The 22,139-nt window shown below is 46.4% G+C and carries 19 protein-coding genes and 1 tRNA gene; 19 read left to right on the top strand and 1 reads right to left on the bottom strand.

The window, feature by feature from the left end:
- Positions 1-12: 12 nt before the first annotated feature.
- From DY78_RS14945 to accA, 15 genes are all read left to right on the top strand, one after another.
- Positions 13-97, top strand: a tRNA-Leu gene (locus DY78_RS14945).
- A gap of 402 nt (positions 98-499) precedes the next feature.
- Positions 500-1,177 (top strand): hypothetical protein, encoded by a 678-nt coding sequence (locus DY78_RS14950; RefSeq protein WP_024625980.1) that lies wholly within the window; start codon positions 500-502, stop codon positions 1,175-1,177.
- A gap of 516 nt (positions 1,178-1,693) precedes the next feature.
- Complete coding sequence (locus DY78_RS14955; protein WP_051385251.1) at positions 1,694-2,533, top strand: C39 family peptidase; 840 nt, start codon at positions 1,694-1,696, stop codon at positions 2,531-2,533.
- Between the two features lie 296 nt (positions 2,534-2,829).
- Positions 2,830-3,804 (top strand): mannose/fructose/sorbose PTS transporter subunit IIA, encoded by a 975-nt coding sequence (locus tag DY78_RS14960; protein ID WP_024625982.1) that lies wholly within the window; start codon positions 2,830-2,832, stop codon positions 3,802-3,804.
- A gap of 31 nt (positions 3,805-3,835) precedes the next feature.
- Positions 3,836-4,642 carry a PTS mannose/fructose/sorbose transporter subunit IIC gene (locus tag DY78_RS14965; RefSeq protein ID WP_024625983.1) on the top strand — a complete coding sequence of 269 codons (807 nt, stop codon included), beginning with the start codon at positions 3,836-3,838 and terminating at the stop codon, positions 4,640-4,642.
- An 18-nt stretch (positions 4,643-4,660) separates the two neighbouring features.
- Positions 4,661-5,575 carry a PTS system mannose/fructose/sorbose family transporter subunit IID gene (locus tag DY78_RS14970; RefSeq protein ID WP_024625984.1) on the top strand — a complete coding sequence of 305 codons (915 nt, stop codon included), beginning with the start codon at positions 4,661-4,663 and terminating at the stop codon, positions 5,573-5,575.
- Positions 5,576-5,725: 150 nt separating this feature from the next.
- The gene (locus DY78_RS14975; protein ID WP_024625985.1) at positions 5,726-6,115 is read left to right on the top strand and encodes a DUF956 family protein; all 390 of its coding nucleotides are present in this window, start codon (positions 5,726-5,728) and stop codon (positions 6,113-6,115) included.
- Between the two features lie 199 nt (positions 6,116-6,314).
- Positions 6,315-9,170, top strand: a complete 2,856-nt coding sequence (locus DY78_RS14980; protein ID WP_024625986.1) for a sigma-54-dependent transcriptional regulator — start codon at positions 6,315-6,317, stop codon at positions 9,168-9,170.
- Between the two features lie 72 nt (positions 9,171-9,242).
- The gene (locus DY78_RS14985) at positions 9,243-9,662 is read left to right on the top strand and encodes a PTS sugar transporter subunit IIA (RefSeq protein ID WP_024625987.1); all 420 of its coding nucleotides are present in this window, start codon (positions 9,243-9,245) and stop codon (positions 9,660-9,662) included.
- Positions 9,659-10,180: a PTS sugar transporter subunit IIB gene (locus DY78_RS14990; protein ID WP_024625988.1), complete on the top strand. Its 522-nt coding sequence runs from the start codon at positions 9,659-9,661 to the stop codon at positions 10,178-10,180. The genes DY78_RS14985 and DY78_RS14990 overlap by 4 nt, the downstream gene beginning before the upstream one ends.
- A gap of 188 nt (positions 10,181-10,368) precedes the next feature.
- Complete coding sequence (locus DY78_RS14995; protein ID WP_024625989.1) at positions 10,369-11,340, top strand: beta-ketoacyl-ACP synthase III; 972 nt, start codon at positions 10,369-10,371, stop codon at positions 11,338-11,340.
- Between the two features lie 13 nt (positions 11,341-11,353).
- Positions 11,354-11,734 (top strand): acetyl-CoA carboxylase biotin carboxyl carrier protein, encoded by a 381-nt coding sequence (locus DY78_RS15000; RefSeq protein WP_024625990.1) that lies wholly within the window; start codon positions 11,354-11,356, stop codon positions 11,732-11,734.
- A gap of 2 nt (positions 11,735-11,736) precedes the next feature.
- Positions 11,737-13,071: an acetyl-CoA carboxylase biotin carboxylase subunit gene (locus DY78_RS15005; protein WP_024625991.1), complete on the top strand. Its 1,335-nt coding sequence runs from the start codon at positions 11,737-11,739 to the stop codon at positions 13,069-13,071.
- The gene (locus DY78_RS15010) at positions 13,052-13,861 is read left to right on the top strand and encodes an acetyl-CoA carboxylase carboxyltransferase subunit beta (RefSeq protein WP_024625992.1); all 810 of its coding nucleotides are present in this window, start codon (positions 13,052-13,054) and stop codon (positions 13,859-13,861) included. Before DY78_RS15005 ends, DY78_RS15010 begins: the two co-directional genes overlap by 20 nt.
- Complete coding sequence (gene accA / locus DY78_RS15015) at positions 13,854-14,624, top strand: carboxyltransferase subunit alpha (RefSeq protein WP_024625993.1); 771 nt, start codon at positions 13,854-13,856, stop codon at positions 14,622-14,624. The genes DY78_RS15010 and accA overlap by 8 nt, the downstream gene beginning before the upstream one ends.
- A gap of 1,089 nt (positions 14,625-15,713) precedes the next feature.
- Here the strand turns inward: accA and DY78_RS15020 are convergent.
- Entirely contained in the window at positions 15,714-16,904 is a 1,191-nt protein-coding gene (locus DY78_RS15020) for an LCP family glycopolymer transferase (protein WP_033613609.1), read from the bottom strand.
- A gap of 276 nt (positions 16,905-17,180) precedes the next feature.
- Between DY78_RS15020 and DY78_RS15025 the strand changes: the two genes are divergently transcribed.
- The 4 genes from DY78_RS15025 (at position 17,181) to DY78_RS15040 (ending at position 21,999) form a co-directional block, all read left to right on the top strand.
- A complete protein-coding gene (locus DY78_RS15025) occupies positions 17,181-18,134 on the top strand; it encodes an AEC family transporter (protein ID WP_024625395.1) in 954 nt (317 codons plus the stop codon).
- 85 nt (positions 18,135-18,219) lie between these two features.
- Positions 18,220-19,254, top strand: a complete 1,035-nt coding sequence (locus DY78_RS15030) for a DMT family transporter (RefSeq protein ID WP_024625394.1) — start codon at positions 18,220-18,222, stop codon at positions 19,252-19,254.
- A 148-nt stretch (positions 19,255-19,402) separates the two neighbouring features.
- A complete protein-coding gene (locus tag DY78_RS15035; protein ID WP_024625393.1) occupies positions 19,403-20,080 on the top strand; it encodes a 2,3-bisphosphoglycerate-dependent phosphoglycerate mutase in 678 nt (225 codons plus the stop codon).
- A 458-nt stretch (positions 20,081-20,538) separates the two neighbouring features.
- Positions 20,539-21,999: a multicopper oxidase family protein gene (locus tag DY78_RS15040; RefSeq protein WP_024625392.1), complete on the top strand. Its 1,461-nt coding sequence runs from the start codon at positions 20,539-20,541 to the stop codon at positions 21,997-21,999.
- Positions 22,000-22,139 lie beyond the last annotated feature (140 nt).

Genomic DNA, 22,139 nt, shown 5'->3' on the forward strand with positions numbered 1-22,139 from the left:
GAGTTAATTGATGCGGCCATGGCGGAATTGGCAGACGCGCAAGATTAAGGATCTTGTCGGGGTTAACCCGGTGGAAGTTCGAATCTTCTTGGCCGCACTTACTATATGGAATAGCCGGTATTGATACGAGTAATCGTTGATATACCGGCTTTTTTTATACGTGTGATTAAAACTGGTGCGAATTAACGCAGAACAATACTTGAAAACAGTTAATTTTTATTCATGTTGTTAGGCTAAATTCAGGGTATTCAATGGAATGACCAACTTTTCAGTGAATCAGGTACTCTTTTATACGAGATGATTGTTATAACCGATGTATTTAACGGTGTATCGTTCATAAAAGCTGGTCCAATACGTTTTATAAACTACCTTTGTAAGGTTGATAAACAAACAAGACGCCTAAACTAAACTTCGACAACATTTGGTGAATTTTTCTAATCAAATTATTTTTTTATGTGGTTAGATGAACATGTTAAATAAATTAGGGGGATGTTTTAACATGTTAGTAGCAAAGAAGTTGTTAAGTATGGTCGCCTTGACCAGTATTTCATTGATGGCGCTTGGGACGCTGAATGCGAGTGCGGATACGTCAGCGCTCGTAAACGTTAAGCGGGAAGCTAATGGTTATACGACTTATACGTATGTTGCGGCAGCTAAACCTAAAGTCACTAACTTAAAAGTTAGTTATTCGGATAAGACGCAAGCCATTAAGTTACGTGGCAATTGCCATGGGGTGTCGAAACTAACGCTTACTTATAATGGTAAGAAGCTAGCCAATGTTACTGTCAAAAATGGCAAATTTAACGTTTCCAAGAAGTTCAAGGGTTATGGGACGTTCCGTTTGTTAAAAGGCAAGACGAACTTAAAGACCATCACAAGCAGTCAATATGCTAGCCAACCAGTCATGCAAACTTATGCTAAAGCCACCAAGACGGGGACTAAAGTTGGGTTTAAGAATACTAAAAACGCCACGATTTATATTAAGAAATCCGGTAAAACGGTCAAATCGTATCAAGCCAAAGGAACTAAAACGGCGGTTACCTTAAGCAAGTCCTTAACTAAAGGGGCCGCTGCCAAACATTTTACCGTTGTTGAAAAAGTAGCTAACCGAAAGATCAGCAAAGGGGTTAAAATCCAATATATTAATACGACCAATTCAACTTATATCTATCTGTAAGTTCAAGGTAGGGTCCATAAAATCGTTAAACTCGCCTAGTCGCGTGTTTAGCGATTTTTTGTCAGTCGCCCTTTTAGGTTGAAGAATATGGAGAATGATGTATAGCTTACTCAAGGATTAGTAGGAAAAAATGAATTGGCTTATCAATAAAGGTTTTACATCCAGCCGTATCTATTTGACGATGATGTGAATTCATCGTATCCTATGCTTACAGCTAAGAAAACAGGAGATTCGCAGCCACAAGTGCGACCGATGCATAAACAAGAGATTCCCTGCTACAAGTGGGAAGGTTTCAACAAACAGGAGATATTCTACCATAAGTGAATGTGTTAGCTGGAGGGGTTGCGGGGCAACCTCTTTTTTTTTACAGTTATTACTATTCAGTGTAGCCGCGGATACAAAAGCTACTTATGCCCACCAAAATTAACGGTCGTTTTATGCCTAACCCAACCTTTACCAGTATTATAATAAACCCGAGTGATGTTCGCCAATTAAATCGTGGAAAGGCAGGTCTTGATGTTGAATAAATTGCGATATTTGTTATGGAGTGGGGGCTTACTGATGGGGCTCACGCTGGCTAAGGGCGCGCAGGCCGCGACGACGTATCCCATCGATCATATTCAAGTGACAACCGCACAGACTTATGTGGTTCAAGCAGCACACGCGCAGGGCTATCATATTACCGTCTTACCCCATCACCGGGTTAAAATGCGGGCCAATCTCCATCTGAACCGCCAGCCGGCAACGGTTTGGACGCGAGAAGAACAAGCAGAAATTACGCAACATGGCAAAAAGCATCTATATTATTACTTGAAAAATGAACGCGGCCAAAGTGGCTGGGTCGCTGCTGACCAAGTCCGGCCAACCAGTATTGCCCTAGACGTGCCGGTAGTATCGCAACTACCGGATTTACCAACCGGTTGTGAAATCACGGCCGTCGATATGTTATTGCAATACGCCGGGGCTAAAACGACTAAAAATCAATTGGCGGATGAATTGCCGCGCACGGATGATCCTAATACCGGCTTTGTGGGTGACCCATATTCTGAAGTTGGTGTCGGGTTATATGTGTATCCGCAAGGGATTTTGCCAACGATGCGCAAGTATGTATCGACGGCGTTTGATTTTACAGGCCGGTCACTCAACGAGTTGAAAGTTCAACTCACTAAAGGTCATCCGGTCGTGGTGTGGGTGGCCAATGTCGATGGTTTTGCCAGTCACGCGCTGACGGTTACCGGCTTTAATGCGACTGATATCACGTATAACGACCCGTGGACCGGCCAGCGCGAACAAATGCCGACCGCTGAATTCGAACGCGTCTGGCAAGATAATGGCCGGCGCGCCGTCAGTTATTAAATAAGTGTCAAAAGTTAGCTAAGATTATCAACTGTTTCATAAAAATGTATTAAAAATACGCAATTTTGATACACAAATCGTAATACAGTCGAGTGTATCAAAATTGTGTATCACTGACAAAGGCCGGTCTTAAGGTAATCTTAAATTAGTGTATTTTGGCACGGAAGTTGCATATATATTAGTGAGTGCTTAAAGATTGCGCTTACAGTATCAATATAAATTAAAGTTACAGGCAATTTAGATATTATTCATTCCTGATTTTGATGACTGTAACGAAAAAAATAGGAGGTACAAAAATGGTAAGCATTATCATTGCTAGTCACGGCGAATTCGCTAAAGGCATTTATCAATCTGGTTCAATGATTTTCGGCGAACAAGAAAACGTTCAACCCGTTACATTGATGCCTAGCGAAGGTCCCGATGATATTAAGGCTAAGCTAGAAAAAGCCATTGCTTCTTTTGATGATCAAGAACAAGTTTTGTTCTTAGTCGACCTTTGGGGTGGGACCCCGTTCAACCAAGTTAACGGCTTGTTTGAAGCACACAAGGACAAATGGGCGATTGTTGCTGGTTTGAACTTACCAATGTTGATTGAAGCTTATGCTTCACGCCTTTCAATGGATTCGGCGCACGAAATCGCGTCACATATTATTGAAACAGCGAAGGATGGGGTTAAGGTTCGTCCTGAAGCCTTACAACCTAAAGAAGAAAAAGCTGCGGCTGCTCCTGCTGCGAATAACAATGCGGGTCGTCCTGGGAAACTCGAATACGGGTTGGCTCGAATTGACTCACGGTTATTACATGGTCAAGTTGCAACGGCTTGGAGCAAGACGGTTAACCCAACACGGATTATCGTTGCTTCCGACAATGTTGCTAAAGATGACTTGCGGACTAACATGATTAAGCAAGCTGCTCCTGCTGGTATCAAAGCCCATGTCATTCCAATCAAGCAAATGATTAAGATTGCTAAGGATGACAAACACTTTGGTGGTCAAAAAGCTTTAGTATTGTTTGAAACGCCAGAAGATGCGCTTGAAGCAATTGAAGGTGGCGTGCCAATTAAGACCTTGAATATTGGTTCAATGGCCCATTCAGTTGGTAAAGTTCAACCAAATAAGGTTTTGGCTTTCAACCAAGAAGACATTGATACTTATCATAAGTTGGAAAAAGATGGCATCGAATTTGATGTTCGGAAAGTTCCGACCGATGGTAAAGATAACATGGACAACATCTTGAAAAAGGCGCAAGCCATGTTAGACGAACAAAAATAATAAACTATCAGAAAATGGAGGATTAATAATCATGAATTTGAATGCGATTCAAGTGATTTTAGTCGTATTAGTATCCTTTTTAGCTGGTATGGAAGGTATTTTGGATGAATTCCATTTCCATCAACCAGTTATCGCATGTACATTAATCGGTTTAGTTACCGGTCAATTAGTACCTTGCATGATCTTAGGTGGTCAATTACAAATGATCGCTTTAGGTTGGGCCAACATTGGTGCCGCCGTTGCGCCTGATGCTGCGTTAGCCTCAGTTGCTTCTGCAATTATTTTAGTTTTAGGTGGCCAAGGCCGTGCCGGAGTTTCTTCAGCCATTGCGATTGCCGTACCTTTAGCCGTTGCTGGTTTATTATTAACCATCATCGCTCGTACGTTAGCAACTGGTATCGTTCATATCATGGACCGTGCTGCTGAAGAAGGTAGTTTTGGTAAAATCGACATGTGGCAATGGATTGCCATCTGCATGCAAGGTTTACGGATTGCTTTACCAGCCGCATTAATCTTAGCTGTTGGTGCCGGTCCTGTTAAGGCAATGTTGAACTCAATGCCTGCTTGGTTAACTGATGGTTTAGCCATTGGTGGTGGGATGGTCGTTGCCGTTGGGTACGCCATGGTTATCAATATGATGGCTTCCCGCGAAATGTGGCCATTCTTCGCTTTAGGTTTCGTTTTAGCCGCTGTTAGTGAAATTACTTTGATTGGTTTAGGTGCTATTGGTATTTCCTTAGCCTTAATGTACTTAACCCTTTCAAAACAAGGCGGTTCTGGCAATGGCGGGGGCTCCAATACAGGTGACCCAGTCGGCGATATCATCGATAAGTATTAGCGAAGGAGGAAACTAAAAATGGCTGATCAAGTTAAATTATCAAAAAGCGATCGTTTACATGTTTGGTGGCGTTCAACGTTCCTCCAAGGTTCATGGAATTACGAACGTATGCAAAATGGTGGTTGGGCTTATTCCTTAATTCCTGCTATCAAGAAATTATATACAACTAAAGAAGATCGTGCCGCTGCTTTAAAGCGTCACTTGGAATTCTTCAACACTCATCCATACGTGGCATCACCAGTTATTGGTGTTACCTTAGCACTTGAAGAAGAACGCGCTAATGGGGCTCCCATTGACGACGTTACCATTCAAGGGGTTAAAGTTGGGATGATGGGTCCTTTAGCCGGTGTTGGTGACCCTGTGTTCTGGTACACGGTTAAGCCAATTGTTGGGGCTTTAGCAGCTTCATTAGCAATTGCCGGTAACATCGTTGGCCCAATCCTTTACTTCGTTGTCTGGAACTTAATCCGGATGGGCTTCATGTGGTATACTCAAGAATTCGGTTACAAAGCCGGTTCTAAGATTACCGAAGATTTATCTGGTGGTATCTTACAAGACATCACTAAGGGTGCTTCAATGCTTGGGATGTTCATCTTGGCGGCCTTAATCGAACGGTGGGTCAACATTGACTTCAGTCCGGTTAAAGTCTCCACAATCAAGCAACAATCTGGGGCCTACATTGACTGGAATAATTTGCCAGCCGGTGCTGAAGGTATCAAGAAAGCCTTGACGGAACAAAAAGCTGGTCTTTCATTAGACAAGTACAAAGTTACGACGTTACAAGATAACTTGAATCAATTGATTCCTGGTTTAGCTGCCTTACTCTTAACCTTCTTATGCATGTGGTTATTGAAGAAGAAAGTTTCACCAATCGTTATCATTCTTGGCCTCTTCGTATTTGGGGTTGTAATGCACGTACTTGGTGTTATGTAATCAATACCAATCAAAATCTGAGTCAGCGACTTAGACGCAAGGGATGGACTCAGCAGTGAGTTCATCCTTTTTGGTAATTAGCGTAATTTTGCATAATCGTCACCAGCGCCGTATAATCGGTGTTAAAGCGATAGAAATGGAGTTATGGCAATGGTTCAATCACTCAATACTAAAGTCGATTTAGTCATGGATGGTAATTCACACATGGGATTGACCGATTACGGCAAAATCATGGTCGGTGACAAAGGTTTCGAATTTTATGATGATCGCAATGTAAAAAACTTTATTCAAATTCCGTGGACCGAAGTTAACCGCGTGGTAGTTTCGGTCATGTTCAAAGGTCGTTGGATTCCACGTTACGGTTTTCAAACGAAGAAGAACGGAACGTTTACTTTTTCTTCTAAGGATCCTAAAAAGGTCCTACGAGCAATTCGCGTGTACGTCAAGCCTGAGCATATTGTCCGCTCGTTGACATTCTTTGATGTCATCAAGCGAGCGTTCAGCGGCAAGGGTCGTAAAAACGATAATTATTTGAAATAAGTTAAAGCGTTTGGACAGTTTTGTCCAGACGCTTTTTTTACACTCGTGGTCAAATTAGTGCCAGTGAAACACTAGCAATTCCATTAGTTGATGTAATCGCTTTTATTAATGGCAATTATCAATAGTGTATTAATACACTGTGTGGTAAGATTGATACTAAACAAAAGTGTTGATACACTCAACAAAAGGAGTGAGTCGGTTGAGCAGAAAAACGCGAATTTTTGACTATGTGCGCGCGCATAGTGATGCGCAAGGTCTGACAACTGAGATGGTCGCCAATGGCTTGTTAATTGCGCGTTCCAACGTCAGTAAAGAATTGAATACGCTCGTCCGCGAAGGCCAGCTACAAAAGCTTAGTGGGCGGCCGGTGCACTATGTTCCGGGAGAATTGCAACCGGTTACGGCTGATAACGCCATGTCAACGCCGGCGGTAACCCCCGTAGCCGCGGCAGCTAGCACTAAAAGCGCTACAAAAAATGTCGCAAACGATACAGACAAAAAAGTCGATGTCTTTCAAAGCATGATTGGGTCGCATGAAAGTCTGGGCAACCAAGTGGAACAAGCCAAGGCCGCGATTTTATATCCACCGCGGGGGCTGAATACGTTGATTATTGGGCCTACGGGTTCGGGGAAAACGTACTTTGCGAATACGATGTATCAATTTGCAGAGAATCAACAAGTTTTAACGAATCCGCAGGGGTTAATCACGTTCAACTGTGCTGATTATGCGCATAACCCGGAACTGTTGATGTCGCACTTGTTTGGTTATATCAAAGGTTCTTTTACGGGTGCTAATGAAGATAAGGATGGGCTGATTCAAGAAGCGGATGGGGGGATGCTGTTCTTAGATGAAGTGCACCGCTTACCACCCGAAGGTCAAGAAATGATTTTCTATTTCATGGATCATGGCACTTATTCGCGCTTAGGTGAAACGGCGAAAAATCACCATGCTAATGTGCGTCTAGTTTGTGCCACGACGGAAGACCCGGAGAGTTCGTTGCTACAAACTTTCGTCCGGCGGATTCCGATTACGATTCAACTACCCGCCTTTAATAATCGGTCGGCCAAAGAACGGTTGGAATTGTTAAAAGCGCTACTGTCGCTTGAAGCGAACCGCATTAATAAGCAGATTCGTTTAACTGAAGACGTGGTCCAGGCCTTGTTAGGGTCAGTCACGTTTGGGAACGTCGGGCAATTGAAATCCAATATTCAATTGGTCTGTGCCCAAGGTTTTGTGAACAGCTTAGAAAATGATAGTGAAATCAACATTACGATGGATGATTTACCGCAAAATATCCGTAATGGACTGATGACGGTTGCGTCCAATCGTCATGAACTCGGCGCCATCTCGGAATTACTCGATCCGGTTTTGATTGTGAAGCCCAACGATGGTCCGACGCCGTTACGTAATAAAAATGATAATTATGAATTACCATACAACTTGTATGAAATTATTGGCGATAAAGCGTCCCTATTGCGTCGTGAAGGTTTAGATAAAGAACATATCAACCGTTTTATCACGACGGATATTAACTTGCATCTGAAGTCATTTTATAAGCAAACACAGCTAGCAGTGTCACCGGAAAATAAGTTAGCAGAAATCGTCGACCAAGATGTTATCGACTTCACGAAAACGGCGCAAACGACGATTCAAGAGATGCTCGGCTATAATTTCAAAGATAACTTTATTTATGCGGTGAGCTTGCATATCAGTTCCTTTATCAAACGTATCCAAGCTGGCAAGCCGATGCGGCAAATGAGTTCCGATATGTTAGCGATGGTTAAAGAATATCCCGCCGAAATCAAAGCAGCGGAAGTGTTGAAACAGCGTTTGGATGAACGGTATCATTTACCAATTCCGCAATCCGAAGTTTATTACTTAGCCATCTTGTTGATTTCGTTGAAGTCGATGCAGTTAAATGGCAAAGTCGGGGTGTTAGTGGCGGCGCATGGAATGAGTACCGCGTCGTCAATGGCGCAAGTGGTCGGCCAATTATTGGACGATTATGACGTGCGGGCATTCGATATGCCCCTCGATATGGACCCGAATGTTGCTTATGATCATATTAAGCAACAAATTAGTGATTTAGATGCCGGTAATGGCGTGCTATTGCTAGTTGACATGGGTTCGCTGACGACGTTTGGCGAACGCATTACGAAAGAAACCGGCATAGCGATTCGCACAATCGATATGGTCACGACGCCGGTGGTTTTGGAAGCCACGCGGAAGGCCAGCTTGATTGACAGCAACTTAGATAGTATTTATCAGGAACTGGTCGGTTTCAAAGGCTATTCGCGAATTTCGCGGAATTTACCAACGGAAACTACGCCGGCGCCAACCATGACCACGGATGGTGACCAGCCAGAAAATCGCGCGATTATTGCGATTTGTTCAACTGGTGTCGGGACGGCCGAACGCATCAAAACGATTCTGGATAGCTTGTTAGCTCAGAACTTTATCGAAGGGATTACCGTCTTTCCAATTTCGGTGGTTAATATGGCGGCGCGCTTAGACCAGATCAGTCAAAGCTATCAAATTATTGCTGCGACCGGGATTGCCAAGCCAGACCTAGACGTCCCATTTATTTCGTTAGAAGAACTATTGCAAGGTGGTGGCGAGAAGTTTATTGACCAATTGGCAATGGGCATGAATGCGCCACAAAGCATGGTCGCCGAAAGCCAAGAACTGACGCCCGAGCTGTGTGAACGCTATTTGGGTGATTACTTTACATTCTTGAATCCACACAAGCTAACGCCGATTTTATGGCAATATAGCGAAGTCATTAGTGATAAGTTGGCGCAACCGATGAGTAACGCCTTTCGGATTGATTTAATTATGCACTTAGCGGGGGCGTTGGAACGTACCGCGATTAAAGATGAGATCACGGCCCCTGATGAAGAAGCCGCGACGGTCAAGGATTCTAAGTGGTATCCAATCGTCCAACAAGCCAATCAGTTGTTACAAGAACAACTCCAACTGTCATTTTCACCAGCGGAAACTTATTATGTGGTGCAACTCTTAGAGACTCATCAAGCGGAGTTGGCAACGAGTTAATACACTAGTTGGCATGATTTTTGCATAGAATATTAGTGAACGGGTTTAATGTTATGAAGGAGGCTGCTTAAGATGTTAGCGTTTGTCGTTGTGAGTCATGGTGAATTTGCCAACGGGGTCGTCAATTCGTCGTATATGATTTTTGGACCGCAACAAAAAGTCCAAACGGTCACGTTTAAATTGGACGAAGAACCACAAGATCTAGCGCAGAAGTTAGATCAGGCGGTGGCGACGTTTGATGATGATGATCAAGTATTGTTTTTAGTCGATCTGTGGGGCGGGTCGCCGTTTAATGCGGCGAGTCGGATTGTTGCGGAGCATAATGACCGGATGGGCTTGATTACCGGCTTGAATTTGCCGATGTTAATCGAAGCGTATACGGTTCGGGACAAACCGATTGATGAAGTGATTGCGCATCTCGAAGAAACGGGGAAAATCGGGATTAAGCATTTAGAATTATTGCAAGATAGTGAGGAAGATGAGTTACTATGACGATGGATATCCGACTCGCGCGGATTGACAGTCGACTATTGCATGGTCAAGTCGCCACGGTTTGGACCAAAACAGTGTCACCCAATCGCATTTTGGTCGTTTCGGATGTGGTCGCCCAAGATGAACTACGTAAGATGTTAATCGTGCAGGCAGCGCCGCCGGGTGTTCGCGCCAATGTCATTACGGTGGACAAGATGATTGAGATATATCACAGTCCCCTTTTTGACGGGGTTAAGCCACTCGTTTTGACCGATACACCGCAAAGTATGGCGCGCTTAGTCGCTGGCGGTCTGGATTTTAAAGCCACGGGGATTGATATTGGTAGCTTAGCTTATTCGGCCGGCATGGTAATGGTGACCAATGCCATTGCGGTTGGACCGGCGGAAGCCGCAGCGTTGTATCAATTACAGGCGGCCGGGCTGACCATTTTTGCTCAAAAGGTACCGACGGATAAAAAAGTCGACGTGATGCCATTATTGGCCAAAAATGGGTTTGAAGCTCCGAGTCAAATTAAATAGCTGATTAAAAAGTTTGGGCCAGTGCTCAAACTTTTTTTGCTAGTAAGCTCAGGTTGTTGAACTAATTAACAGGCCCATGATGTTTAACTAAGGTTTTAGCAAAAAATGGCACCGCAAACTTTGACCACGGCGGTTTTATTGATAAAATTAAACCAATAAACATAAATCGAAAATGCGGGGTTAATGCAATGCCAACTTATACAAAAATTACCGCGATGGGGCAATATGTACCCGACCGCATCGTTGATAATGATGAATTAGCAACCATTATGGATACCAACGACGAATGGATTCAAGCCCATACTGGGATTAAGACGCGTCACTTTGCGATGGACGCTGAAAATACGTCGAGTTTAGCCACGCAAGTCGCGCAACAATTATTGACGAAAAGTGGGCTCGCGGCGACCGCCATTGATTTAATCATCGTGACGACGATTACGCCCGATGCGTTGACACCGGCGACGGCGTGCTTAGTGCAAGCCAATATTGGGGCAACTAACGCGTTTGCCTTCGATATGAGTGCCGCGTGTGCCGGCTTTACGTTCGGCCTAGCCACGGCGGACAAATTCGTGCGGAGTGGCCAATATCAAAATGTGATGGTCATTAGCGCCGAAGTGAACTCGAAGATGATGGACTTTAAAGACCGCACGGCGGCTGTCTTTTTTGGCGACGGCGCCGGTGGGGCGTTACTACAAGCGACGACCAATCCAGCTGAAAATAGTATTTTAGCCGAAAAGTTACAAACCCAAGGTGATGCCGAAGTGATTCATTCGGGCCGCGTCCAACCCATTACGCGGGTGGTCGCTAGCAATTATCCGCAGACGGATGCCTTTTATCAAGCCGGTCGCGACGTGTTCCAATTTGCCACGACGGTCGTACCTGAACAAATGCGGACGTTATTGCAACAAGCTAACGTCGCGCCGACGGACTTACAATATGTGATTTGTCATCAAGCTAATTTGCGGATTATCGAACAGATTGCCACGAACTTAGCGTTGCCGATGGCGAAGTTCCCGCATAATGTCGAAAAGTTTGGCAACACGTCTTCCGCCGGGGTCGCGATGGCGTTAGCGAGTGTGTATGATGAGTTAACCGGGCCAGCGCTAATTACGGCCTTTGGTGGTGGCTTAGCCTATGGGTCAGTATTAATTCAAAAATAGCGGAGGAATCCAAATGGACTTACAAGATTTAGACCGGCTAGTCGCCAAATATGCGGCGGCGGGCTACGAACAAATTCGGGTCAAAGCCGGCGATTTAGAAATTGAAGTTAAGCAACCAGTTGCCAATTCAGTGACGCCGACCACTAAGCCGTCAGTCGCGGCGACAGACGTCACGGTCGTCAAGAGTCCGATGGTCGGGGTCTTGCATTTAGCCAGCGACGTCAAAGTTGGCCAAGCGGTTACCCATGGTCAGGAACTCGGCCAAATTGAAAGCATGAAGTTATTCAATGCGTTGCCAGCACCTAGTGATGGGACGATTACCGCGATTTTAGTCGCTGACCAGGCCACGGTTGAATTTGACCAACCGTTATTCGAAATGCGAAAGGATCGGTAAGTATGTTTCGCAAGCTTCTAATTGCCAACCGCGGTGAAATTGCCGTGCGGATTATCAAAGCATGTCGTCAATTGAATATTAAGACCGTCGCGGTGTGTTCGACGGCGGACCGGCAGGCGTGGTATACCGAATTGGCCGATGAAGTGGTTTGTATCGGACCTGCGGCGGCGACCGCCTCGTATTTGAATGCCGAAGCGATTTTAATGGCGGCGCTGAACACCCACGCCGACGCGATTCATCCCGGCTACGGCTTCTTAGCCGAAAATGCGGACTTTGCCGCGATGTGCGCGGAATGTGGGATTACGTGGATTGGCCCCCAAGCGGACCAGATTCGCTTGATGGGAGATAAGTCGCAAGCCAAAGACTTTGCCCGCCAGCAAGGGGTGCCCGTCTTAACCGGGCAGTCGATTCAAGGGTTAGCGTGGCCACAAATTAAACAAGTCGCGTTAAAAATCGGTTTTCCGCTGGTGCTAAAAGCGAGTCACGGCGGTGGCGGTAAAGGTATCCGGGTCTTACAAGACGCCCAGCAACTGCATCAACAATTACGAATTGCGCGCCAAGAAGCCGCGGCGTCATTTTTAAATGATGCGATGTATTTAGAACAATTTTTGCCCGCGGCCCGGCACATTGAAGTCCAGGTCTTAGGGACGGGGACGCAAGTGCACATCTTAGGTGATCGTGATTGTAGTTTGCAGTTACATAAGCAAAAAGTTCTCGAAGAAAGTCCCGCCAGTATTTTAACGGCGAATCAGCGGCTGGATTTAAATCGCTGGTCGCAACAACTGCTAGCACAGACCGGCTATCAAAGCTTAGGCACCATCGAATATTTATTCGCTGACGGGCAGTTTTATTTCATGGAAATGAATACCCGTTTACAAGTTGAACATGGGGTTACCGAGTTAACGACGGGCGTCGATATTGTGATTGCCCAAATTAAACAAGCGGCCGGTGAACAACTGACTTTTCCAGCCACGCTTACGCCCCGTTGTCACGCGATTGAAGCGCGGTTAACGGCCATCCAGCCGATTGAAGCGACCACGATTCAACAATTTAATTGGCCCAAAGCGGTGCGCGTCGATACTGGTTATCGGACGGGCGACCAGTTCGTGACGATGTATGATGGTCTAATTGCCAAGATTATGGTGACGGGTGCGGACCGCGCCGCCGCCGTTCAGGCCCTCCAACGGGCGCTAGCGGCAATTACGTGGGTCGGTCCGGCGACTAACTTGGCGTTTCTGCGCGCCACCGCCCACCGGTCAGCTTATATTCAAGATCAATATTCGATTCACAGCTTAGCACGATGGGAGGCCGAAGAAGATGGGCCATTATCCAACTAAAGGCACGTGGCAGACGTGTCCAGCATGTGGCCGCCACGTGCATCACTCACAGTGGGGAACTTACCAACAGTGTCCGTATTGCCATTATTGGCGGCGGTTAACGGCCGCTACGCGGATTGAACAGTTAGTCGATGCCGGGAGCTTTGATGCAGTATCGCTGACAGCGACCACGACCAATGCGTTACAGTTTCCGCATTATGACGAAAAACTCGCTAAAGCGGCCGCAAACGCCGCCGGTGCTGATGAGGCGGTCACCATTGGTTGGGCCACCTTTTCAGCGTGGCCGGCGATGCTAATCGTCATGGACAGCCATTTTATGATGGGCACGCTTAACACCACGGTCGCCCGCCGCATCATGGCGGCCATTCAATTAGCGGAAAAACGGCAAGTGCCGGTCATTATTGTAACGGCGTCGGGGGGCGCCCGCATGCAAGAAGGACTCTATTCGTTAGTCGGTATGAATTTAATCTTGGCAGAATTGGCCCGCTTAGCGGCGGTGCCGCTGCCCTTGATTACCGTGTTGACTGATCCCACGATGGGTGGCGTGTCGGCAAGTTTTGCCTTTAAAGGTGATGTGATCTTAGCGGAAGCCGGCGCCAAAATTGGGTTTGCCGGGGCCCGCGTCATTCAACAAACGATGCCAGTATCCTTACCAGTGGATTTTCAAACCGCCGATAGTTTATTGGCGCATGGTCAAGTTGATGCCGTCATTGAACGCCCCCAATTGCGGACCACGTTAATTGAAATCTTGGCAAGCTATGCCTATCAAGGGGGGCCACATCATGGATAAGCGACTACGACGATTACGGGCTGCTGATAGACTAAGTGCGCCCACCGTCATTGAAGCACTCCTACCGACATTTGTGGCGCAACACGGTGATCGTCTATTAGGCGATGACCCGGCATTGACAGCGGGCTTCGGTCGTACGGCTGACCACCGCGGTGTGGCCGTTTTGGGTGTCGACCGTGGGGCTGATTTAGCGACGCGGCGAGCCAAAAACGGCGGGGCCTTAACGGTACCAGGCTATCGGACCGCGCTGCGGGTGATTGCGCATGCGGCTAAGTTTGACTTACCCGTCGTGAGCTTAATTAATATGCCCGGCGCCGATGCTAGCCCGAAGTCGGAACGTTTCGGCCAGAGTCAAGCGATTGCCGATTTGATTGCGGCGATGGGCCAATTAACCGTTCCTAATATCGTCGTCTTTTTAGGCGAAGGCCACAGCGGTGGGGCGCTCGGGTTTGCCAACGCCAATCGGCTACTAATGTTAGATGATAGTTTATTTAATGTCGCGTCCCCCGAAGCCGTGGCAGCCATTTTACGGGGCCAACAAACGGTCAGCGAAGCCATTGACTTATTGCCGATGACGGCCAAGCAACTGCAACAGCGCGGCTTAGTCGACCAAATCATTGCGCATGATCAGCCGGACTTAGTGACGGTGATTGGGCATCAGATTTTAAAGCAATTGGCGCCATTAAGCGCGCTCACGCCAGCCGAATTAATTGCCCAACGCGAAGCCAAGTTCCAAGACTTTTTAGCGCAATGGCCATTGTAAGTAATAGTGGCCGCTGCCAGTTGCCAGTAAGTCCACTCGCCGTGGGGACCGGGTCAAGCCGGAGGAGCGGTCTTGACCCTCGCTTTGAAGCCGAAAAACGCGTCTTCAAAGACGTCCGTGGTGTAAATGCGGGAAAAACGCCCGCATTAACGCCACTTTCACGGCGACTTCCATTACTGGTAACCGCCAGCTAAGTGGATAATAACGAAATAGATTAGTTAAAAAGCATTTGATAGTCGTTCATGTGGCGGCATCAGATGCTTTTTTTAGTGGATGAATAGCTGACGATGATTGTAATGCGGCCGCCTTTCCGGCAACTAGTGCTGCGCGTGCTGGGACCGGTTGGCGCCAAAGAGCGGTCACCAACCTCGCTTTTGAGCTTAGCCCAACCCGCTAATCTCAAAAGACGTCCTTCTTCTAAGCCGAGAAAAGCGCTCAGTTAAGAAGAATATCACCACGTTTGCACTAGTTGCCGAAAAGGCTAAGCTAGCTGTTCTTATGATGATGTTTACGATAAAACATTTTGAAAACACTGCCTTAAGACGCAGTGTTTTTTTAGTTGTCACGATGATGCGATAGCGTAGCGGGGCAGCACGTATTGTCATAACGCTATTTTTACATGGCGTTACTGATAGTGGTTGCTAAATCAATGCGCATCATTGAAGATAATTCGATATATTGCGATATAAAACGTCTCTGTGTAAGTCGGGGAAATACAGAATGCTTTGCTTATTTGTTATCAGCGTCAATGTTTCAACTGGTTCATTCAATGACGGTTACTTTATACAAGATAAAGCTTTAATAAAAACGCTCAGCCACAATTTCGTGTGCTGAGCGTTCATTCTGAATTTAGTTGAATTTAGCAGTTGGCCGACCGTAATGGAATCGTCCTGAAGGTGGCGTTAACGGGCGTTTTTTGGCCGTTTACACCACGGACGTCTTTTGAGACCTGGGCTGTGGGCTCAAAAGCGAGGTTCAAGACGTTTCTTAGGCTTGGACCGGTCCCAAGACGATGGAATTACGGTCGGCCAACTGCGGCAATTGAACACAAAAAAAGGTTTGGCAAGCTGCCAAACCTTTTGATGACGATTAGTAGCCATTACCTTGGGTGGTAGTGGTGGTATCTGACGTACCGTAAGTGGTCGTACTGTCAGAAGTAGTGGTGCCATCGGTTGTTGTCGTCGTGCTGGAAGCTGACGACGTATCACTAGTCGATGAGCTGGAACTGCTGCTACCAACGGCGGCAGTTGTTTCAAAGTAGCTGAGCTTGATGTTTTCAGTTGATAAGCCCAACGCTTTGCGAATTCGAATCGAGTTCGTGTAGCGTTCCTTAGCGGAGGCCACTTGGTAAGATAAACCATCAATCGTGGAGTCGGTCCCTTGAACGGTGTACGACTTCGCATGATGTGAGGCGTTCTTATACTTCGTATCCAAAGCAACCATATCGTTCCAAGTTAAGTCGGTCCGCATGTTACTTGATAATTGTTTCGTGATTTTTTCGATGTTAGCAATGGAACCTAGTGAGTTAGATTGACTAACCATGGCCATAATAATTTGCCGTTGCCGTTTTTGACGACCGTAGTCACCTAATGGATCATCGTAACGCATCCGGGAGTAATCCAAAGCGGCGGCCCCGTTAAGCTTGATTTTGACACCTTTCTTAACGTTGGCATTACCGTACTTGAAGGTCATCTTCGGTGTGACGGTGACGCCCCCCATCGCGTTAACGATTTGTTTCAAACCACCCATGTTAATCAAGACGTAAAAGTCGATTGGCACGTTCAACAGTTTTTCAACTGATTTAACGGCCCCACTAGCGCCACCTAACGTGTAAGCGGCGTTGATTTTTTCCGTTGTGCCATTATAGGTAATTAAAGTATCCCGTGGAATACTCGTTAAAGTCATGCTTTCTTTTTTGGGGTTGATGGTCGCGACGATCATCGTATCGGTCCGGGCTGAGAAAGTTTTGCCCCGGCCGAGCGCCCCAGTATCAGTTCCCAATAACAAGATTGAGAACGGCTTGCCTTTTTTAATGACGGCATCAACGTTACGGAGTTTTGAGCTACCGGTTGATTGATAGGTCGTACTCATGGTTTTTTTGGCGGCATTCCAAGTCTTATAACCCCAGGCCCCACCAGCCGCAATGATCATGACGACCACAAACAATAGCCCCCAAAGCCAAGTTCGTTTGCGCTGCGGCTTCAAATGCGGGTTTTGCTGTTGCTGCTGTTGTCGGCGGCGTTGGCGTGGCCCCATTGGTTCATTATTATTTTCTGACATATCCGTTCCTCGTTATTTTAATATTTTCACCAATACTATTTTATGACGTTTGGCAAACATTTGGTTCTAAAACTAATTGATTTAAGAAGATTTTAACAATCGAACTACGAGCCATCAAAGGCAGTAGCACTTGGCACACAATTATAGAACACTATAAGGAAATTTGTGCCATTCGTCAAACGTTTACAAGTATTTACTGGGTTCAAGTGCCCGAAAAACAGTGGTATACTTGATTAATTCTCATGGAATTTTTATTTTTCAGAAAGGAGTACCAAAATGGCAATCTTTTTACATAGTATTCAAGGGGTCGTCATCATTATTGTGATGATTGCGCTCGGTTATTTACTGGCCGCGTGGGGCTGGTTTAATGAAGATTCCACTAAATTAATTGCCCGCTTAGTCACGCAAATTGCCTTACCCGCGTACATGATCGTGACGATTACGAAAAATTTCACCGCGGAAAAATTATTAGCGACTTTGCCGGGGTTGCGGTATCCCGTTTTAAATATGGCCATCTTGTTTGGGCTGTCATTTGGCGTGATGCGGGCGTTAAATATCAAAAAAACGCATCGCGGCTTATTTTCATCGATGTTCTTAAATTCCAATACCGTCTTTATTGGGCTACCGGTCAATGAAGCCTTATTTGGCAACAGCGCGTTGCCATACGTGTTGGTGTACTACATGGCGAATACCACGATTTTTTGGACGTTAGGCGTCTACCTGATTCAGCGTGATGGGGTCGGCGAAGCCAAGTTCGACTTGAAACAAACGTTGAAAAAAATCTTCTCGCCACCATTGTTAGGTTTCATGATTGGGGTCGTCTTGGTCTTAGTCCACTTCCAGTTACCGACGTTTTTAGCACAAGATTTCACCTATATCGGGGGCTTAACGGTCCCGTTGTCGATGATCTTTATTGGGATTTCGATGCATAACGCCGGGCTTAGCAGCATGCGCTTTGACTGTGACAGTATTGGAATTTTGCTTGGTCGCTTTATCTTTGCGCCGGTCTTAATGACCTTGATATTAATGCCAATGTCGATGCCAGTGGAAATGAAACAAGTTTTCATCTTGCAATCGGCAATGCCCGTCATGACGAATGCGCCGGTGGTTGCCAAACTATATGGCGCCGATGCGGATTATGCCGCGGTTATGGTCACGGAAACGACGTTACTCAGTTTGATCGTGATTCCGATTTTAATGATGATCGTGCAGACCAATCTTATTCATTAATTTGAAAGTTGACTGAAAATGGTGCTATACTAAAAAGCGTTGACTATTAAATTTTTATTATTTTTAAAAAGGAAGCGAACGTTTCGTGAAGAAAGCATATCTTTACATTGCAATCTCAACATTGATGTTTAGTTCGATGGAAATTGCTCTAAAGATGGCCGGCAGCGCATTTAATCCGATTCAACTTAATTTAATTCGGTTTTTCATTGGTGGGGTCGTCTTATTACCATTTGCCCTCAACGCCTTGAAACAAACTGGTCGTAAATTGGTTGGGGCTGACTGGCGTTTATTCGCCGTCACCGGTCTTGTCTGTGTCATTATCAGTATGTCACTGTACCAATTAGCGATTACCGTCGACCAAGCGTCGACCGTCGCCGTATTATTTAGCTGTAATCCAGTTTTTGCACTGATCTTTTCTTATTTGATTCTCCATGAACGGATGGGGCGTTCTAACTTAATTTCCGTGGTCATCTCGGTGATTGGGTTATTAATTATTGTGAACCCCGCGCATTTAACGAACGGCTTAGGTTTAGTTTTAGCCATTTCATCAGCGATTACTTTTGGGTTATATAGTATCGTTTCGCGGTATGGTTCGGTGAAACGGGGACTCAACGGCTTGACCATGACGTGTTTCACGTTCTTTGCGGGGGCCGCTGAATTATTAGTGATTGCGTGGATTTCGAAGATTCCCGCAGTCGCGAACGGCTTAACGGCGGTTGGCATGCGTCAATTTGCCGCCATTCCAATTTTAACGAATATTAGTATGCAATATTTCTGGTTATTATTTTTCATCGGCGTCTGTGTCACGGGTGGGGGCTTTGCCTTTTACTTCTTGGCCATGGAACAAACCGATGTTTCGACTGCTTCATTAGTGTTCTTTATCAAACCAGGGTTGGCGCCAATTTTAGCGGCCTTGATTTTACAAGAAAAGATTTTGCCAACGACGATTATCGGGATTATCGTTATCTTGATTGGGTCCGTTGTGACCTTCGTTGGGAATCGCTTCCGTGAACGTGGCAATGCCATGGGTGCTGAAGTCACTCCTGAGGCTGAAACAAAAGCGGCAGTCCATGAAAAGATGGCCACACATTCCAATGCAATTTCTGAACAAGAAGATTAATTAAAAACTAGTTGCGACTTAACTCGGACGTAGCCACTGGAGAAGACCTCAAGTTTCTCGAGTGGCTTTTATTTTGGTAAACAGTCTTGCGTTCGGCTAGTAAAATCGATTATTATAAGGCTATTGAAGGCACAGGTGGAGAGAATTTATGACAGAATTGGTAATTGTACGACACGGTGAAAGTACCGCCAATCGCGATAATACGTATACCGGCTGGAGTGATGTCCCCTTAACGGATGTCGGAGTGGCCCAAGCCCAACACGCGGGTAAACGGTTGCGCGAAGCGGGAATTACATTCGATGCAGTGCATACATCGGTGTTAAAACGGGCCATCGTTACGGCCAACATTATTTTAAATGAAATCGACCAGCTCTGGTTACCCGAATACAAAACGTGGCGACTAAACGAGCGCCATTATGGGGCCTTACGTGGCCAAAATAAGGATGAAACGCGCCGGTTATACGGTAAAGCCCAAGTTCAGCAGTGGCGGCGGAGTTTTTATACGGTCCCGCCATTATTGGACCCCAGTGAATTAAGCAATGACCGCCGTTATACGAAGTACGGTCCAGCCGTCGAACCGCGCGCAGAAAGCTTGAAAATGGCGTACGATCGCATCATGCCGTATTGGATTGATGTAGTTGCGCCCCAACTACTTGCAGGGCACAATCAACTGATTGTGGCACATGGCAGTACGTTGCGAGCGCTCATCAAATATTTGGAACACATCAGTGATGCCGGTATCGACGGCGTAGAAGTCGCCAACGGGGTTCCGATTCGGTATCGGTTGGACGACCAACTCCGCGTGATTGGTAAAGATGAACTGTAAGTGCTGGTGATGCTTGCCGTTGTGGGTCAGCGGTAATTCCAGCCGCCGTGGCGACCGGTCCGAGCCAAAGAGCGGTCTCGGACCTCACTTTGAAGCTTGGCACAGCCCACCAATCTTCAAAGATGTCGGTGGTGTAAGCGCGACAAAGAGCGTCGAGCTAACGCCACTTGCACGGCAGCTTCCATTACCACTGACCCACAACTAAATTGATTGATTATTAAACACAACGCTTCACGACTAATTGCCGTGATGTGTTGTGCTTTTTTAGTTGATTTGCCATAGAAGCCCAAGCATTACCCGGCGACTGTGCATTGGTTAAAGGCATTACTCGACACTAAGAATTCATCAAAATTTGCCAGCTGGTCGTGTTTATTATTTGTATTGTTTACACTTGTAATTTAGTTAGTTGTCGTTTACAATTGTAGTCAAAATTAATTGGATGAACGGGGGACCGGGGGATGAAATTAAAACAGTGGGGATTAATTGGATTGTTGGGAATTGGTCTGGTGGGTCTAGGGGTTAGCTATGGGCACCTGACTAATCGGACGCCCAGTCAGGGGATGATGGGCGGTCAAATGATGGGCAACATGGGGTCGACGGCTACGACCGCCACTACCGCAAAAACGGCGGCTCATCAACTAGCCTTACCACCGCTATTGAAGCCAACTAGTGCGAGCAAGACTAAAGTTGCGTATACGCTAACGGCTCAAACCGGCGCCCTCGCGCTGAAAAAAGGGGCTAAAACGGCGACGCTTGGCTATAATGGCAATTATTTAGGCCCCGTTTTGCGGGTTAAGCGGGGGCAAATTTTACAAGTGACGACGAAAAATAAACTGAAACAAGCCACGAGTTTTCATTGGCACGGCGCTATTTTACCTGGAAATGTCGACGGAGGTCCTGGACAAAGTGTGGCGGCTGGCCAGCAAAAAACGATTGCGTTTAAAGTCAGCCAATCCGCCGCCACCTTGTGGTATCATCCCCACGCCATGGGGAGTACCGCTAAACAAGTTTATCAAGGATTAGCGGGCTTGATTTATGTGCAAGACGCGGTTAGCCAAAAGTTGAACTTGCCGGATAAGTATGGCGTGGATGATTTTCCAGTTGTCATCCAAGACCGTAATTTCACGGCCAATAATCAGTTCGACTATGCCGCTGACCATCAAAATGACGGTACGACTGGCAAGACGTTACTCATCAATGGCACCTTGAATCCGTATATCAAAGTGACTACTAAATTAGTGCGATTACGGTTCGTGAATGGCTCGAATGCGCGCAACTATCGCTTAACGCTGTCGAATGGTCAGGCGATGCACCAAATTGCGACGGATGGGGGCTTACTTGCTAAGCCGGTTGCGGTTAAAACGTTGAAACTAGCACCCGGCGAACGGGCCGAGGTCGTCATTGATACGAGCAAGCTGACGAGTCAGGTGACAGTTAAAAATGGTCAGCAGCGTGTCTTAGCGTTACGACTAGCTAGTAACCGTCGACAACAAGGCACGCTGCCCAACGAATTAACGACTTTACCGACTGTTGACACGACGAATGCCCAGCACCAAACGTTATCATTCAGTGGAATGGGGTCGATGGTCAGCATTAATCACCAACAATATGATCCAAGCCGCGTTAATCTGACCGCTAAGCAGGGCCAAAATCAAGTTTGGACGTTAAAAAATACCGGCACAATGATGGGCAACGAAATCCATCCGTTCCATTTGCATGGTGTTCAGTTTCGCATTCTAAGCATTAACGGCCAAACGCCACCCGCTAATCTACGTGGCTACAAAGATACGGTGGCTTTAACTCCGGGGAGTACTGTCAAGATTGCCTTCAAGTTCCAAGACCGGGGGACGTATGTGTATCATTGTCATAATTTGGAGCATGAAGAAAACGGCATGATGGGCCAGATTAAGGTTAGCTGACCTAGCTAGTGGCGGATGGCCGCAATTGGCTGACCGTAATTCCACCGTCCTGGGACCGGCCCAAGCCTGAGAAGCGGTCTTGGCCCTCGCTTTTGAGCCTGAAACCCAAGTCTCAAAAGGCGTCCGTGGTGTAAACGGCC

This window comes from Lactiplantibacillus fabifermentans DSM 21115 (genome assembly GCF_000498955.2).
Taxonomy (GTDB): Bacteria; Bacillota; Bacilli; order Lactobacillales; family Lactobacillaceae; genus Lactiplantibacillus; species Lactiplantibacillus fabifermentans.

Excerpts from the sequence above, each read along its gene's own strand:
- DY78_RS14950 (WP_024625980.1), top strand. The coding sequence starts at position 500 with ATGTTAGTAGCAAAGAAGTTGTTAAGTATGGTCGCCTTGACCAGTATT.
- DY78_RS14955 (WP_051385251.1), top strand. The coding sequence starts at position 1,694 with ATGTTGAATAAATTGCGATATTTGTTATGGAGTGGGGGCTTACTGATG.
- DY78_RS14960 (WP_024625982.1), top strand. The coding sequence starts at position 2,830 with ATGGTAAGCATTATCATTGCTAGTCACGGCGAATTCGCTAAAGGCATT.
- DY78_RS14965 (WP_024625983.1), top strand. The coding sequence starts at position 3,836 with ATGAATTTGAATGCGATTCAAGTGATTTTAGTCGTATTAGTATCCTTT.
- DY78_RS14970 (WP_024625984.1), top strand. The coding sequence starts at position 4,661 with ATGGCTGATCAAGTTAAATTATCAAAAAGCGATCGTTTACATGTTTGG.
- DY78_RS14975 (WP_024625985.1), top strand. The coding sequence starts at position 5,726 with ATGGTTCAATCACTCAATACTAAAGTCGATTTAGTCATGGATGGTAAT.
- DY78_RS14985 (WP_024625987.1), top strand. The coding sequence starts at position 9,243 with ATGTTAGCGTTTGTCGTTGTGAGTCATGGTGAATTTGCCAACGGGGTC.
- DY78_RS14990 (WP_024625988.1), top strand. The coding sequence starts at position 9,659 with ATGACGATGGATATCCGACTCGCGCGGATTGACAGTCGACTATTGCAT.
- DY78_RS14995 (WP_024625989.1), top strand. The coding sequence starts at position 10,369 with ATGCCAACTTATACAAAAATTACCGCGATGGGGCAATATGTACCCGAC.
- DY78_RS15000 (WP_024625990.1), top strand. The coding sequence starts at position 11,354 with ATGGACTTACAAGATTTAGACCGGCTAGTCGCCAAATATGCGGCGGCG.
- DY78_RS15005 (WP_024625991.1), top strand. The coding sequence starts at position 11,737 with ATGTTTCGCAAGCTTCTAATTGCCAACCGCGGTGAAATTGCCGTGCGG.
- DY78_RS15010 (WP_024625992.1), top strand. The coding sequence starts at position 13,052 with ATGGGCCATTATCCAACTAAAGGCACGTGGCAGACGTGTCCAGCATGT.
- accA (WP_024625993.1), top strand. The coding sequence starts at position 13,854 with ATGGATAAGCGACTACGACGATTACGGGCTGCTGATAGACTAAGTGCG.
- DY78_RS15020 (WP_033613609.1), bottom strand. The coding sequence starts at position 16,904 with ATGTCAGAAAATAATAATGAACCAATGGGGCCACGCCAACGCCGCCGA.
- DY78_RS15025 (WP_024625395.1), top strand. The coding sequence starts at position 17,181 with ATGGCAATCTTTTTACATAGTATTCAAGGGGTCGTCATCATTATTGTG.
- DY78_RS15035 (WP_024625393.1), top strand. The coding sequence starts at position 19,403 with ATGACAGAATTGGTAATTGTACGACACGGTGAAAGTACCGCCAATCGC.
- DY78_RS15040 (WP_024625392.1), top strand. The coding sequence starts at position 20,539 with ATGAAATTAAAACAGTGGGGATTAATTGGATTGTTGGGAATTGGTCTG.